General features: G+C 35.4%; 19 protein-coding genes. 9 read left to right on the top strand and 10 right to left on the bottom strand.

Annotated features, from left to right (window positions below):
• The first annotated feature begins 19 nt into the window (after positions 1 to 19).
• The gene (locus CLV55_RS01110) at positions 20 to 1,180 is read left to right on the top strand and encodes a THUMP domain-containing class I SAM-dependent RNA methyltransferase (protein WP_112111895.1); all 1,161 of its coding nucleotides are present in this window, start codon (positions 20 to 22) and stop codon (positions 1,178 to 1,180) included.
• Positions 1,181 to 1,258: 78 nt separating this feature from the next.
• Positions 1,259 to 1,492 carry a hypothetical protein gene (locus CLV55_RS01105; RefSeq protein ID WP_112111894.1) on the top strand — a complete coding sequence of 78 codons (234 nt, stop codon included), beginning with the start codon at positions 1,259 to 1,261 and terminating at the stop codon, positions 1,490 to 1,492.
• 78 nt (positions 1,493 to 1,570) lie between these two features.
• Here the strand turns inward: CLV55_RS01105 and CLV55_RS01100 are convergent, their stop codons facing one another.
• The 5 genes from CLV55_RS01100 to CLV55_RS01080 form a co-directional block, all read right to left on the bottom strand.
• Entirely contained in the window at positions 1,571 to 2,317 is a 747-nt protein-coding gene (locus CLV55_RS01100; protein WP_112111893.1) for a DUF6048 family protein, read from the bottom strand.
• Positions 2,289 to 2,825 carry a DUF6452 family protein gene (locus CLV55_RS01095; protein ID WP_112111892.1) on the bottom strand — a complete coding sequence of 179 codons (537 nt, stop codon included), beginning with the start codon at positions 2,823 to 2,825 and terminating at the stop codon, positions 2,289 to 2,291. Before CLV55_RS01095 ends, CLV55_RS01100 begins: the two co-directional genes overlap by 29 nt.
• Before the next feature lie 40 nt (positions 2,826 to 2,865).
• Entirely contained in the window at positions 2,866 to 4,281 is a 1,416-nt protein-coding gene (gene rlmD, locus CLV55_RS01090) for a 23S rRNA (uracil(1939)-C(5))-methyltransferase RlmD (protein ID WP_112111891.1), read from the bottom strand.
• Positions 4,282 to 4,822: 541 nt separating this feature from the next.
• Positions 4,823 to 5,335, bottom strand: coding sequence for a hypothetical protein (locus CLV55_RS01085; protein ID WP_112111890.1), 513 nt, complete (start codon positions 5,333 to 5,335; stop codon positions 4,823 to 4,825).
• Positions 5,336 to 5,627: 292 nt separating this feature from the next.
• Positions 5,628 to 6,311 (bottom strand): nuclease-related domain-containing protein, encoded by a 684-nt coding sequence (locus CLV55_RS01080; protein ID WP_112111889.1) that lies wholly within the window; start codon positions 6,309 to 6,311, stop codon positions 5,628 to 5,630.
• A gap of 129 nt (positions 6,312 to 6,440) precedes the next feature.
• On the opposite strand from CLV55_RS01080, the gene CLV55_RS01075 reads away from it, so the two are divergent.
• The 4 genes from CLV55_RS01075 (at position 6,441) to CLV55_RS01060 (ending at position 9,742) form a co-directional block, all read left to right on the top strand.
• Complete coding sequence (locus CLV55_RS01075) at positions 6,441 to 6,986, top strand: DUF1697 domain-containing protein (RefSeq protein ID WP_112111888.1); 546 nt, start codon at positions 6,441 to 6,443, stop codon at positions 6,984 to 6,986.
• A gap of 91 nt (positions 6,987 to 7,077) precedes the next feature.
• Positions 7,078 to 7,779, top strand: a complete 702-nt coding sequence (locus CLV55_RS01070; protein WP_112111887.1) for a DUF1003 domain-containing protein — start codon at positions 7,078 to 7,080, stop codon at positions 7,777 to 7,779.
• A 226-nt stretch (positions 7,780 to 8,005) separates the two neighbouring features.
• Positions 8,006 to 9,286, top strand: coding sequence for an ornithine--oxo-acid transaminase (gene rocD, locus CLV55_RS01065; protein ID WP_112111886.1), 1,281 nt, complete (start codon positions 8,006 to 8,008; stop codon positions 9,284 to 9,286).
• Positions 9,287 to 9,301: 15 nt separating this feature from the next.
• A complete protein-coding gene (locus tag CLV55_RS01060; RefSeq protein ID WP_112111885.1) occupies positions 9,302 to 9,742 on the top strand; it encodes a hypothetical protein in 441 nt (146 codons plus the stop codon).
• 70 nt (positions 9,743 to 9,812) lie between these two features.
• On the opposite strand, the gene CLV55_RS01055 is transcribed toward CLV55_RS01060, so the two are convergent.
• Both CLV55_RS01055 and CLV55_RS01050 read right to left on the bottom strand, forming a co-directional pair.
• Positions 9,813 to 10,142: a CCC motif membrane protein gene (locus CLV55_RS01055; protein ID WP_112111884.1), complete on the bottom strand. Its 330-nt coding sequence runs from the start codon at positions 10,140 to 10,142 to the stop codon at positions 9,813 to 9,815.
• A gap of 3 nt (positions 10,143 to 10,145) precedes the next feature.
• A complete protein-coding gene (locus CLV55_RS01050) occupies positions 10,146 to 10,424 on the bottom strand; it encodes a DUF2752 domain-containing protein (protein WP_245902669.1) in 279 nt (92 codons plus the stop codon).
• Positions 10,425 to 10,527: 103 nt separating this feature from the next.
• Here CLV55_RS01050 and CLV55_RS01045 point away from each other — a divergent pair, with 103 nt between their 5' ends.
• From CLV55_RS01045 to CLV55_RS01035, 3 genes are read left to right on the top strand one after another with little or no spacing between them, the layout of a single operon-like run.
• Positions 10,528 to 10,710, top strand: coding sequence for a hypothetical protein (locus tag CLV55_RS01045; protein WP_112111882.1), 183 nt, complete (start codon positions 10,528 to 10,530; stop codon positions 10,708 to 10,710).
• A complete protein-coding gene (locus tag CLV55_RS01040; protein ID WP_394338217.1) occupies positions 10,685 to 11,254 on the top strand; it encodes a Smr/MutS family protein in 570 nt (189 codons plus the stop codon). The genes CLV55_RS01045 and CLV55_RS01040 overlap by 26 nt, the downstream gene beginning before the upstream one ends.
• 40 nt (positions 11,255 to 11,294) lie before the next feature.
• On the top strand, positions 11,295 to 12,416 hold the full coding sequence (locus CLV55_RS01035) for a cysteine desulfurase family protein (RefSeq protein WP_112111880.1): 1,122 nt from the start codon (positions 11,295 to 11,297) through the stop codon (positions 12,414 to 12,416).
• On the opposite strand, the gene CLV55_RS01030 is transcribed toward CLV55_RS01035, so the two are convergent.
• From CLV55_RS01030 to CLV55_RS01020, 3 genes are all read right to left on the bottom strand, one after another.
• Positions 12,413 to 12,958: a hypothetical protein gene (locus CLV55_RS01030; protein ID WP_112111879.1), complete on the bottom strand. Its 546-nt coding sequence runs from the start codon at positions 12,956 to 12,958 to the stop codon at positions 12,413 to 12,415. The genes CLV55_RS01035 and CLV55_RS01030 overlap by 4 nt on opposite strands.
• 268 nt (positions 12,959 to 13,226) lie before the next feature.
• A complete protein-coding gene (locus CLV55_RS01025; protein ID WP_112111878.1) occupies positions 13,227 to 13,706 on the bottom strand; it encodes a HupE/UreJ family protein in 480 nt (159 codons plus the stop codon).
• Between the two features lie 2 nt (positions 13,707 to 13,708).
• Complete coding sequence (locus tag CLV55_RS01020; RefSeq protein WP_158527009.1) at positions 13,709 to 14,869, bottom strand: Lcl C-terminal domain-containing protein; 1,161 nt, start codon at positions 14,867 to 14,869, stop codon at positions 13,709 to 13,711.
• Positions 14,870 to 14,877: the final 8 nt, after the last annotated feature.

The raw sequence follows: 14,877 nt of genomic DNA, 5'->3' as shown, positions 1-14,877 counted from the left end.
AATAGTGGAGTTTATACAGATGGAAAATTTTAAAATGATTGCCAAAACCTTTTTTGGTTTTGAAGAGATATTGGCCAAGGAATTACAACTTTTAGGGGCTCAAGACGTTGAAATAGGGACGAGAATGGTAAGTTTTAAAGGCGATAAAGGATTTATGTATAAAGCCAATTTGTCCTTGCGAACCGCTTTGAAAATCTTGAAACCTATTTATTATTTCAGAGCGACCAATGAAGTGCAGTTGTACAAAAACATTCAAGGTGTGGATTGGAGCACCTATTTGAATGCTAATCAAACTTTTGTCATTGACACGACCATTCATTCGGATCACTTTAAACATTCGCAGTTTGTTTCTCAAAAAGCGAAAGATGCTATTGTCGATCAGTTTCGTGAAAAAACAGGCATGCGTCCGAGTATAGATAAAGATTTTCCCGATTTGCGAATTAACATTCACATAGATAGAGATCAAGTTTCGGTAGCTTTAGATACTTCTGGGGCTTCGTTGCACCATCGTGGGTATCGAACAGCTACGAATATGGCTCCGATTAATGAGGTGTTGGCAGCGGGTATGCTTTTGCTTTCGGGTTGGGAAGGGAAATCCGATTTTCTAGATCCTATGTGTGGTTCGGGAACTATTTTGGTGGAAGCTGCGATGATTGCGTGTAATATTCCAGCGAATATCAATCGCAAGGAGTTTGCTTTTGAGAAATGGAACGATTGGGATAACGATTTGTTTGACCAAATTATTGACGCCTTACTGAAAAGAACACGCGAATTTCATTATACGATTAAAGGCTATGACAAAGCACCAAGTGCGGTAAACAAAGCCAAAGACAATATAAGAAATGCCAATGTAGACGAATTCATTACAGTGGAGCAACACAACTTTTTTGATACTAAAAAAGAAACCGTTGGACCGTTACACATGGTGTTTAATCCACCTTATGGAGAACGTTTGGATATTGACTTAGAGCGTTTTTACAGAGAGATGGGCGATACCATGAAACAGAACTATCCAGGAACTCATGCGTGGTTTATTACAGCCAATTTAGAAGCCTTGAAGTTTGTAGGATTAAAACCTTCAAGAAAAATCAAATTATTCAACGGAAGCTTGGAGGCGAGACTTGTGAAATACGAAATGTATGAAGGAAGTAAACGAACGAAATTTCAGAATAGAGATTAGTTAATATATAGTTTTCAGTCACAGTTTTCAGTCACAGTTTTCAGTCGCACTTTTCCGTTTAATTTAATAAAAGTAATCATGTCTAAAACAACCAAATCATTTTTATATAACTTTTTAAGTTTTGCCGCGTTCTTTTTACCGGCGCAACTTTTATTAAGCAGCTTTACAAGTTTGAAAGGCTTTGCCATGATGGGTGTAGCTTTTGTAATCAGTACCATCTTGGCTCCAAAATTTCAAGCGATTCGCACCAAAGACGGGGAGAAAATTTTTATGAAAATTATTTTTATAAAAGGCGTGAAAGAAATAAATTAATTCAGGTTTAAAATAGTTAGCCACAGATTAACAGATTAATTTAAATAAATCAGTGAATCTGTGGCTGAAAATTATAGTTTATTTATTTTTAGCTTCTTTCTCTTTTGGTTTTAACGTAGTTTTAAAAATAGGAACAAAATACGAAATTGTGTAATTGAAGCCTGCGCCAAACTTTCCCCCATACGTTCTGTTGAATCCAGGGATGTAGAGGTTGTCTAAGTTGTCGGGAGTTTTATTAGTAAGCAGGTTGTTCAATCGTATGCTAAACCCAACATAGAGATTTTGTACAATTTCAGCTTTAAGTCCTGCCACAACTTCGATCCATTGTGCCGATAAGCCATCGAATTTTTCTCCAGAAATAAGTGTAGGCGTCTCCTCAAAATAAGGATGGGTATTGTAGATAGAATAGCTGTTAAGCGTTTGACTAAAAGTACTCACTCCATAACGCAATCCTACATAAATCATGTTGTGCATGCCCCACCAATTGTCGTAAGAGTTGTAATCGAAACCCACTTTAATATAGGTGCCTTTGGTGGTAAAGTTCAATCGGTCGTCATCAACAGTTTTATTTTCATTGCCCAGCTCAGCCGCAAGGTAATGTCTTCGGGTCACTTTAAAATCGCCTACAAGTTCTAATCCTTTGTAGTCTTTTTCGTAAAAAGAACGGGATAGTTTGGCTAAATCAATTCCCACACGCAATCCATAGCGTTCGGTTTTGGGTTTGATGCTGTCCGTTTTTTTTGTTTCTTTAGCCTCTTGTGCTCGCCCTAAAACTGTAGTTAGCAGCACTAAAAAACTAAAACTTAATTTTAATGTGTACTTCATTTTCCGATTCAAGGTTTGCTTTGTAAATAGAAATATCTTTAATCCAATTATCACTGTCTGGAGTGAGAATGTTCGAATTAGTATTGGTCAAATCAAATAAGGTTTTGTAGCCACAAGCTCGAGATACATATACATTATGCTTGTTGTATGTGAAGGTCACATAATCGGTATTTTCACTTCCTACAACACCCGAATTTAGGGTTAAAGCATACGTCGTACTGTTGTCTGTTTCACCCATTCGAAGAGGTAGAAATATTTTTTTATCGTTTGACAAATACCGTGAGGGGTCAGAAGTAGCTAGTGTGCTATTGAAAACCACTCCATCCGTCATGCCATTGGCAACCGCTTTTAGATTTGTTACGGCCTTGGTAGTGGGCAATAGTAAGGCATTGTCGTAAAATTCCACCACGAGTCTAGGGGTTGTAGACGTACTGGCATCACAAATATCGTCTTTCTCACAACCTGAGAAGGAGAACACAAGGACTAATAACAAAACTATTTTTTTCATAAATTTTTTAGTGATTAGTGATTAGCAAATACTATTTACTTTATCTAAGCTCCAAAAGTACAACATTTTCTACATGATGCGTTTGCGGAAACATATCCACAGGTCGCACCCGCGTCACTTTGTATTTTTCATCCATCAAAGACAAATCTCTTGCTTGAGTAGCCGAGTTACAGCTTACATAGACAATCTTAGGAGCGCCTGTTTTCAATACCATTTCTACTACGTCTTTATGCATGCCGTCTCTTGGTGGGTCGGTGATGATCACATCGGGTTTTCCGTGTTGGTTGATGAACTCATCGTTAAAGACATTTTTCATATCCCCTACATAAAACTCACAGTTGGTGATTGCATTGCGTTTGGCGTTTTCTTTAGCATCGGCAATGGCTTCTGGAACGGCTTCTACACCAATTACTTTCTTCGCTTGTTTCGAAACAAATTGCGCAATGGTTCCGGTACCGGTATACAAATCAAACACGACTTCATTACCAGTTAATCCTGCAAACTCACGTGTTATTTTGTACAATTCATACGCTTGGTCGGAATTGGTCTGGTAGAACGATTTGGCATTGATGCTAAAATGCAATCCTTCCATTTCTTCCAATATATAATCTCTTCCTTTATATAATTTAATGTCTTGGTCATACAACGTGTCGTTGGCTTTGCTGTTAATCACATATTGCAACGACGTAATTTGTGGAAATTGTTCATAGATATAATCCAACAACAATTCGCGGTTGGCTTTATCGTCTTCAAAAAATTGAATCAAGACCATGATTTCGCCAGTAGATGCGGTGCGAATCATCAAGGTACGTAACAATCCTTCGTGGTTTCGTGCATTGAAGAAGGTCATTCCGTTTTTATCGGCAAATTCTTTTATTGAATTTCTAATAGCGTTAGAGGGGTCTTCTTGCAACCAACATTTATTGATGTCTAGGATTTTGTCCCACATTTTAGGAACGTGAAAGCCTAGAGCGTTTTTCTTGCTTAGGTTTTCTTCGTTCGATTGAATTTGGGTGTCGGTCAACCAACGCGTATCGGAAAACCCAAATTCCATTTTGTTTCTGTAAAACAATTGTTTTTCTGAGCCTAGGATGGGTTCGAACTCGGGTAACTCAATTTTACCAATGCGTTTTAGGTTATTGAACACTTCATTGTTTTTGTAAAACAACTGTTGTTCGTACTTCATGTTTTGCCATTTGCACCCGCCACAAGCACCGAAATGCTCACATACAGGTTCGATGCGATTTTCGGAATAGCTGTGAAATTTGATGGCTTTTCCTTCAAAATAGGATTTACGCTTTTTAAAGGTTTGTACATCTACAACATCACCAGGTACTACATTAGGTATAAAAAGGACTTGTCCTTCAGGCGCTTTGGCCACAGAAACGCCTTTGGCACCTGCATCGAGCACAGTCACGTTTTCAAATATAATTCGGTCGGTTTTTCTTTTTCCCATGAGGCAAAAATAAGGTTTTGAAATGTTTTTTGAATTGGGTTTGGGAAAAAATTATTGTTTTTTTGCTCCTAATAACGCTGTCGATACTACTACCGTCACTTCGAGTGATTTTCTGATTTAAAAATGCTAGTTTTTGAATTAGAAAATAGTATCGAGAACTACTGAAATAACAGTGTTAATGCAACCATTCCACAACAGAAAAACTCTTTACATGTGTTTAATGTCTTTTTTCATTCCGACAAAAGAGGAATCGTATTAGTAACTCAAAGTATCTTTTACTTTCTTTATAGAACCGCGAAAGGAATAGCGTGGTTAGGGGTATTGTTGCCTCAATGAAAGGGAAAGTACAAACGAGTCTAAAAACCACTTTTTATCTTTTAAAAAGAGCCTTTCTAACCCCTGTAAAATTCACCATTTACAACTTGAACTAAAAAATAAGCCTCTCTAAAATCGCTTCTAAAGAGGTCTTTTTCTGTTAAGATTGATGTTTTTTGCTTTTTAAAAGAGGTTGTGCAACAGTTACCGCTGTTAGCGGTAGTATTTAATCGTCAGTAAACCATTTTTTACTATTAGAAACATAAACTTTTGTGTTCCAAAATCCATCAAAATATTTTATTATGTATCCACTTTGTTCAACTTCAGGAATATAATATTCAAATTCTTCAACATATAATCCATTTCTTGATTTTGGAAATTTTATTTCTGTTTCGTCTTTAGGTAACCTTTTATTAAGTTTTTTGAATTCTTCTATTTCAGTAATAAATTTTTCAGCTTTTTTTGAATTTAGTTTCTCTTGTATTGGAAAAGTTAAGATTCCGCAACCAATTCCCACAAAGCTTACAATCAAAAGTAATAAAGATATTTTGTTAAATTTACTTTCAAGCTTTTTGTCAGTGTAAAAAGAAATGAAATAAATAAGAAATAATGTAATTATATAAACAGTTAATCCGCTAATTACTTCCATTGTATTTGTACAAGCAATTAAAAAAACTATAATAAAAATTGGAACAAATAGAATTAAGTTATTCTTTATTTTTAGGTTTTCAATTTTCATAAAAATGTTCTTTTTTGCAGAGTTTTTCTAATATTACCGCTAACGCCAGACTGTGAAAAAACCTACAATCTTCATAACAAATATAGAAAAAAGTTTGTATACCTCCTTATTTTTTCATATATTTATACATGCAACATATTCAAGGAATTTTCCGCCATCAGCTCCAAATGCGGAGTTTAGAAGAACCATCACTCCAGAGAATCCAGCTCGCAAAGTGTTCTTTTAGCACTCTGCTGCGCAAATGTCTTCTGACATTGCGCTAAATTATTCCTTCAAATATATAAAATTTCTGCTATCCGAAATTTCGTTTTATATTTTTAATATGTGCTTCTTTAATAGCTTCATTGTCTCCATTTAATGAAGCGGATTGTAAAAGATTTACAATTTCTCTTTTACTTTTATATTTAGCGGAATCATTTTGTTCTATAATTTCATTCACTACTTCAATTGCATTATAAGATTTTACCAAAAAAGTTCTATTCGGAACATAATCAAGATTTCTAAAACTACAGTCACCAAAAAACACAATCATAGAATAGAAAGGAATATTTTCAAATTGAGGTAATTGTTTTTTCAAATCTTGTACATGCTTTTTGTTTTGAAGTATTGGATTGTAAAAGCGATATCTCTGTTTACCATAATCTAAAACTTGTGTCCATTGAGTTTGATTCGCCAACCCAAAAATCCAGCCATTGTATTTCTTTATTTCAAAAACAATTATCCCAACTTTAGTAGCAACAACTAAATCGATTTGACAATAATGATTACCAGGTTTTTCTAAATACAGATCATGAAAAATAGTTTCGGGAGGAAATCCAGATTTCAAAAGTTTTAAAACCATTTCTCGCTCTGTTCGAGTACCACGATGTTTTTTTGTAACAGTCTCTAGTAATTTTTGGTCTTGAATATTCCGATATATAATCACAATCAGAATTAAGAACAATAAAATCAATATAAATAATGCGTTGTAACTCATTAATGCTTTTAAAACTATAGTTATGATATACTTACCACCAAACAGCTCATTCTATGAAAAAAACAAATCTAATAAAAAATCCATGTTACTGCGCAAATTCTTTAGTGTGGTTTTCTATATCTTTACCCCATGAAACACCTAGCCCTTCTCCGTGGCATCAACGTCTCGGGACACAACATGATTAAGATGGAAACGCTCAAAAGCCTCTTGGAGGGCATTGGGTTTACCCATGTGGTGACTTATATTCAATCGGGGAATGTGTTTGTAGAGACCGATGAGGAGAGTACGTTTGGGGTGGGTTTCAAAATAAAACAAGAAATCTTCAAGCAATTGGGCTTTGAGGTGCCCACTATTGTGATTGGTAAAAATGATTTGGAGTTGTGTCTGAAAAACAATCCCTTTTTGAACGAAAAAGACCTCGATACCAAAAAATTGTATGTAGCATTTCTCTCTAAAGAGTTGCCTAGTTCGGCTATCCACGAATTAAAGATTAGCCAATTCAAACCTGATGAAGCCGTGATTGATGGAAACAGAATTTTTATCAAGTATCATGTGGGAGCAGGTAAGACCCGTTTGGACCAAAAATACATTGAGAAAAAACTCAACGTAGTAGCCACCATGCGCAATTGGAATACCGTGAATAAACTTTTGGAACTTTATGATGAGCAAGTTTAAGGGTTTACATGTTTAAGTTGTTTAATTTGGTTTAACTTTGTGATTAGTTTTCTTGGTAAACCTTGAAACAATAAATACTTAAACTCATAAAATGAACTCAAAACTCACTTTTAAATCGGCACTATCTGGATTGGAATATCCCATTAATGAACGGGTTTATGGAAAGACAATTCGTATTCCTATTTTAAATTTAATTCAACAAGAGCATCCCGAATTTGATGATCATCAATGTCTTTCGAAAGCAGAATTAAATGTGTATCGAGAGCAATACATTTCTCAATTTTTGCAAAAAGAAGTAGGGGAACTTTCGGATATGCACAAAGAAGTTGTCAAATCTATAGTTCACGATACCTCCTTTGTGTCGCAAGTGGAAGAGGAATCTGACAATCGAACAATTGGGCAATTGGTAGCTGATAAAGTAGCAGCGTTTGGCGGCAGTTGGACGTTTATTATTTCGTTTTTTGTTTTTATATCCATTTGGATTGGTTCCAATGTTTTTATCTACTTGAACAAAGGGTTTGATCCCTATCCGTTTATTTTATTAAATTTAATTTTATCGTGTGTAGCTGCTTTGCAAGCGCCTGTCATCATGATGAGTCAAAACCGTCAAGAAGAAAAAGATCGGGAACGTGCCAAAAAAGATTATATGATTAATCTGAAATCGGAACTTGAAATTAGAATGCTGAACGAAAAGATAGATCACTTAATCATGCACCAACAACAAGAATTGATAGAGATTCAGAACGTGCAAATCGAAATGATGAATGATATTTTAGATCGGATTGGGAAGTAGTTTGTTAAGTTGAGGTACTGAGGTGCTGAGGTACTAAGATAATAAAAACATCAAAAGATAAGAGAGAGGCTCTAAGAGCATAAGAATCTAAAAAGACTCAGTGTCTCAGTACCTTTGAACCTTTGCCCCTTAGAAATAAGAATCTTTTTTATACATTTGCTGCATGATGGATGATTTCTCTCCACAAGAAGGAATTGCGATTTAAAAAATCAATAACAAAAATTTTATGTCAGTTTTAGAAAAAATGAGTTCTGCAGAAGCGATTGCTTTAGAAGATCAATATGGAGCTCACAATTATCATCCGCTACCTGTAGTGTTGAGTAGAGGAGAGGGAGTGTATGTTTGGGATGTTGAAGGGAAAAAGTATTACGATTTTCTTTCCGCATATTCCGCAGTCAATCAAGGACATTGCCATCCCAAGATTGTAGGCGCTATGGTCAACCAAGCGCAAACCTTAACCCTAACATCTCGTGCGTTTTACAATGATAAATTAGGGGTTTATGAAGAATATGTAACTAAGTATTTTGGTTTTGATAAAGTATTGCCCATGAATACGGGGGCTGAAGCGGTAGAAACAGCTTTGAAAATCTGTAGAAAATGGGCGTATGAGAAAAAAGGAATTCATGAAAACGAAGCGCAAATTATTGTTTGTGACGGAAACTTCCATGGAAGAACAACGACCATCATTTCGTTCTCAAACGATGAAAATGCTAGAAAGAATTTCGGACCCTATACGGCTGGATTTATTAAAATTCCTTATAATGACACCGAGGCGTTAGAAAAAGCGCTTCAATCGTCTAAAAACATTGCTGGATTTCTTGTAGAACCTATTCAAGGTGAAGCTGGAGTTTACAAACCCGCAGAAGATTATTTAGCTAAAGCTAAAGCACTTTGTGACGCTCACAATGTCTTGTTTATTGCCGATGAAGTGCAAACGGGTATTGCGCGAACAGGTTCTATTTTGGCCGTATGCGGAAACTGTACCTGTGAAAAGGCTTGTGAAAAGCAAGCCACCTATGTTACCCCAGACATATTAATTCTAGGGAAGGCTTTATCTGGTGGGGCTTATCCCGTTTCAGCGGTTTTAGCCAATGATGCAATTATGAATGTCATCAAACCAGGGCAACACGGTTCTACTTTTGGAGGAAATCCGGTGGCAGCTGCGGTAGCTATTGCTGCTTTGGAAGTAGTTCAAGAAGAACAATTATCTCAAAATGCACGTCGTTTAGGAAACCTCTTTAGAGAAAAAATAGGCGAGTATATTAAGACTTCTACTATAGCCACTTTAGTACGTGGTAAAGGATTGCTAAATGCTATCGTAATCAACGACACGGAAGAAAGCGATACGGCTTGGAATATTTGTATGAAATTGGCTGAAAACGGATTGTTGGCAAAACCTACACACGGAAATATTATTCGTTTCGCTCCGCCTTTAGTGATGAATGAACCCCAATTATTGGATTGTATAGGGATTATTACTCGTACCCTACAAGCCTTTGAAAAGTAACCAAATACATTAAATATGGAAAATCAATCGAAGTTAGAATTAAACGAACAAGCTATAGAAGCTTTAGAGAGTAGTGCCAAATGGTGTACATTTTTAGCGGTTATGGGATTTATTGGTATTGGATTTATGCTGTTGGCTGGACTCATGATGGGTTCTGTGATGTCAGCCTTGCCCATGGGTGATGGTCCTTTTGCCAATATCAAACAATTTATCACTTTTTTCTACGTCATCATGGCTGGAATTTATTTTCCTCCAGTGTACTATTTGTATCGCTATGCGTCAGATATGAAACATGCCTTGCTTAATTCGAGTTCGGATATGGTTTCCACCGCATTACAGTATTTAAAATCACATCATAAATACCTCGGAATTTCAATTATTGTTATTTTGTCTTTGTACATCATCTTAATCATTGGTATTGTAGCCACAGCGGCTTCTCACATTCCGAAGATGTAATGTAACAGAAATATACAAAAAAGGGCTTTCGTGATTATAGAAAGCCCTTTTTGTATTTAAAGTTGGGCGTTTATTTCCCTAGATAATCCTGCATACGCTCACGCATAAGATCTTCGTTTCCTAAAGCGTCCATCCCCACCACATTAATCATCCAAATGATCATAAGAATCATTAATGCACTTAAAACAATACCGATGATGGATAGAATTCTACCCACGTTTAAATTGTTGTAATTGTGAAATCTTTCTGGAGCGTTGCGATATAATTTCAAATCACTCGCGGCTAGAAAAAGGGCAATAACCCCAAAAACGAGGCCTATACCATAACAACAACAAGTTAAAATTGAAAAAATACCTAACACCAAAACGGCAGTCGCATTCGGAAGTTTGTTTTGTTCCATAGTTTATTGTAAATTAAAATAAAAACGCATTTTGTAAATATAAGAAACGAGCATGACCACACTGTTGAGAATCGCTAATGCAACTACCCATTTGTGGGTGTTTCTTTTTTTGGTAAATATAAAGACTCCCAAGGATAAAAAAAATAGTAGCGAGGTAAAAATAGGTGGGTATGTCAGAAAAGCTTTTTGGACGTCACCATGGATTAGAAAATTTAAAGCACGTTGAAAACCACAGCCAATACAATCAAAGCCAAATAGTTTTTTAAACAAACAAGGAAGCATGTATTTTTCCATTCCTAAAATCTTTGGACAATTTTACAAATAAAAAAATAAAGAACGACTATGTACTATAAGTTTTATATTTTTGATTTCTAAAAAATAGACGATGAAAAAGTTTAGAATTCCTATCATGTTGGTGGCACTGTTTGTCGCTTTTTACCAACAAAAAAGTGAACATCCCAACGTTATTGTAACAGTACTATGTGTGGCTGTCTTTATGTTTGGTATGATGAAATTGTCTTCGAAAATACCGCCTAAAAATAATGATGATGACCACGAAGAAATTTGAAATAGGGGATAAGGTATCGGTGTTAGATGATGCTATTGATGGTGTTGTGATTGCTGTCAAAAATAATGAAATAACTATAGAAACTACAGATAAATTTGTGATGACATATTTTGTCAATGAATTAATTAAAATAAACAATACCAATGATTTAAAATCAATTATAGGAAGTAAAACTTTGAATTACAAAACGATTGATGTTTTGCCTCCAAAAAAACAAAACGCACCTGCTTTTAAGTCAGATAAAACAGAAAGAGGGATACCAGAATTTGATTTGCATATTGAAAAATTGGTAAAAAATTACAAAGGCCTTTCTAATTTTGATATCCTTTCAATACAGACAGATACAGCCAAAAGACATATCGAATTTGCTATAAAAAATCGCATCCCAAAAATTGTTTTTATCCATGGTGTGGGTGAAGGGGTTTTGAAGGCTGAATTGGATTTTATGTTGAAGCGGTATGATACTATTTCATTTCAAGATGCCAATTATCAAAAATATGGATTAGGAGCCACCGAAGTATATTTCAAACAAAATGTAAAATAAAAACAGCTTAAAGTTGTAATTTTGTCGTTCAAAAAAGGCTATGAAAAAAATCTATTTAGATAACGCAGCAACTACCCAACTTCGACCAGAAGTTATTTCCGAAATGGTGAATGTTCTTCAAAATGACTTTGGGAATCCTTCGTCAACCCATAGTTTTGGAAGAAGCGCTAAAACCATTTTGGAAACCTCTAGGAAAACCATAGCTAAATGTATGGGGTGTGCTGCACAAGAGCTTATATTTACTTCAAATGCTACCGAGGCAAGCAATTGGATTCTTAAAAACGCGGTAAAGGACCTTAAAATAGAAAGAATCATTACAAGTAAAATCGAACATCATGCTACGTTATATACTGTAAATCATCTTCAACGAGTATATGGGGTTGCGGTTGATTTTGTTACTATTTTGCCAAACGGGACGATAGATTTAGCTCAACTAGAAGCACTGCTTCAAAAAGAAGGAAAGACATTGGTTACTTTAATGCATGTAAATAACGAAATAGGAACGGTTCTAGATATTGAAAAAGTGGGGCGTCTTTGTCATCAATATAATGCGTTATTTCATTGTGATACGGTTCAATCAGTGGGTAAAACAGAATTCAATTTACATGAGCTTTCAGTTGATTTTGTGGTGGCGAGTGCCCACAAATTTCATGGACCAAAAGGTGTGGGTTTTGTATATGTAAGAAAAGGTATTGTTTTACAACCCTTTCTTTTTGGTGGCGAACAAGAAAAAGGGCTTCGTGCTGGAACCGAAGCGGTGCATCAAGTCGCCGGAATGGCAAAGGCTTTAGCGTTGGCCTACGAGCATTTGGATTCTGATCGTGCTTTTATCTCTGAATTAAAGAATTATTGCGAATCTCAGTTAAAGTTGAACTTCCCTGGTTTAAAAGTAAACGGTGGCGATACTTTTTACAATATTTTGAATGTGGTATTGCCTTTTTCAGAAGAAAAAACGGCTATGATTTTGTTTAATCTTGATATGAAAGGAATTGCAGTGTCACGGGGCAGTGCTTGTCAGAGTGGGAGTGTTAAACCCTCACACGTTTTAGCAGAAATTCTTTTGGAAGAGGATTTGAAAAAACCGAGTTTGCGTATTTCTTTCAGTCACTACAACACTAAAGAGGATATTGAGGCATTAATTGAAGGGTTAAGAGGGGTTTAATAGTAGTGTGTCAAATTCGAGATTAACTCGCAAACTTCTAAAAACTCTTTAAGATTTCTTAAGTTAGTTCTAGATTGTGGACTATAAGCTTCTAATGAAACTTTATAATTTTCACTAGAAAAACTCAAGTAATAACTTGAACCGTCAAAGGTATTGAAATCATCAGGTTGCATTTTATTTATCTTAATGGTATTGAGTTTTTTAACAATGGAATCAAAAATTTTAGTATTGAATAAAACGATTTTTTCTTTATCGAGACTCAAAGTGTCAGATGCAACTTCTGAATAGTTGAAATAGTAATAACTTTCTTTATTGTTTTTTCTACAAAGAGTGACACTTATTGGTGTTGTAGTGATTTTAACTTTACCTTCGTTATCAAGAGATGGTTTTGTGTAAATAGCAGAGTGATGTATCTCCAAGACTATTGAGGTTACGACTATTTTTTGATTAATGTTATATTGATTGGCTGTGATATTTTCTTGAGAATGTAAATTCCAACATGTACAACAGCAAAGTATTAAAAATAAAATATTTTTCCTCATTTAGTTTGAATTTAGAAACTCTAAATTTACGTATTTCTTTCAGTCACCACAACACTAAAGAAGATATTGAGGCATTAATTGAAGAGTTAAGAAAGGTTTAGTTATAATTGATGTTGTTTATTGTGTTAGGGGTATAGAATTGTAATCCAGATTTTTAAATCATTTTAATTAGAGTAAAAATTAAAAAGGCTCTTTCTAAATAAAAATTCTATCAATACACCAATATAAAACGATCACGCAGATACCCCAAGAGGCTGGAAAGACAATTTTAGCATGGTAAGTATCCTTTTTTTCCATTTATGAACCAGAAACTGGGCAAGAAAAAGGAGGCTAATTTGTGCCAATTCAACCCAATATTAAAAGAGAATAAGGCAGCAAAGAAATGTTCTTTTGGAAGTCCAATGGTTTGTAGTGCATTGGCAAATCCTAACCCATGAACCAGACCAAAGAAAAATATGATACCAAAATCGAAGGGATGTGGTTTTAGGCTTATTATATTTTCTATTGAAACCGCAACTATTGAAAGTACGATTAGGGGTTCAATGATTGTGCTGTTTGAAATTGTAAAAAAGGCTGCCAGTCCCATAGAAATACTATGCGCTATTGTAAAAAAAAGGCATTGGATTCCAAGTGATTTATAGTTCGAATTTCTTAAAAATAAGGAAAGAATAAAAAGAATATGATCATAGCCCCAAGGCATGGCATGAAGCCAACCCATTGAACTATACTGCCATACAAGCCCTTCCATGTTTAGTTTTTCAATAATTTAAAAACGTCCCTCGTCTCACGATTTTTTAGATAGTAAACTCCTTCTGGAAGCGATGAAAAATCTTGCTCTGTTAGGTTAGTTCCTTCATAAATCAGGACACCATTTGGAGAAATTAATTGAAAATCAGTATTCTTTATATTGTTTTCTAGAACTATTTTGGAATGGAATGGATTAAGTATTGTATTTGAAAAGTTTGTTCCAATTTCATGACTTGACAATGTAGTAGGAATCCCTCGAACGCAAAGAGCATAGTTGGTATTGCTTTTTACATCATAAGTAGTGATGCCATATTGTGTGTTCCAATACCAAGCACTAGATGGGTTGGTAGGATTCGGTTTTAATGTTGTGGAGGACCAATAATTTTTTACACCAATGGAAGGGAAAAAAAAGGTGTTTGTTGAAGGGGCTGTGCGCGATTCATCGTTTAAAGATTGCAATTCTTTTATGTTGGGAAGCCTCCAATCAGTATTGTTGGCGAGTACTAAATTTTCAGCATACGTTAAAGCCTCTTCCCATGTTAAAGCATTTGTATTGGGTGTTTTTTGCCAAATAAGTTGTGTTATTTGATCTGTAACAGTGCCATCAGCATTGTCAATAAAGCGACTGGAAAGTTGTGTGCTTGGGGAACTATTTCGAACCGCTCTCACATGAAAATGATGTGTACCTCCTGCGCTAATGGTCTCTGATTTGGGGTGATTGCCAATTCCTCCACCAGAATTAGTCACCCAAACTTTAGTATTATCTCCGGCTTGATAAGTATTTGTCCACCAGTATTCCGCAGCTGTTGTCGTAAAAAAACTTGTATTTAAAGCGGGGTTGTTATTTTGTAATATCATTAAAGTGTAGGCTTCCATTGGGGTTGGCAGACGCCAATCGTCAAATCCGCCTAGTACTAAATTATCGCAATAAGTAAAGGCATTTTCAATAGTCATTTCTCCACCATCGGTTTGTTGCCACATCAACCCTGTGACTAAATCGGTCACTGTTCCATTGCCATTGTTGGTATAGGCAGGAGGATTAATGGAGTAATCATTGTCTTCTCCAAAAGTGGTTGTATAGCTTGTGGTCTGTCCTGTATCAGGAAGCAAAGCAATCGATTTTGTTACTTGAGCCCAACAAAACGAGCTTAATAAGCATAGCATAAAGGTTT

It is taken from the genome of Flavobacterium aciduliphilum, assembly GCF_003268855.1.
GTDB lineage: Bacteria > Bacteroidota > Bacteroidia > Flavobacteriales > Flavobacteriaceae > Flavobacterium > Flavobacterium aciduliphilum.
The sequence above is the reverse complement of the archived record's forward strand: the minus strand, read 5'-3'. Positions and strand labels throughout refer to the sequence as shown.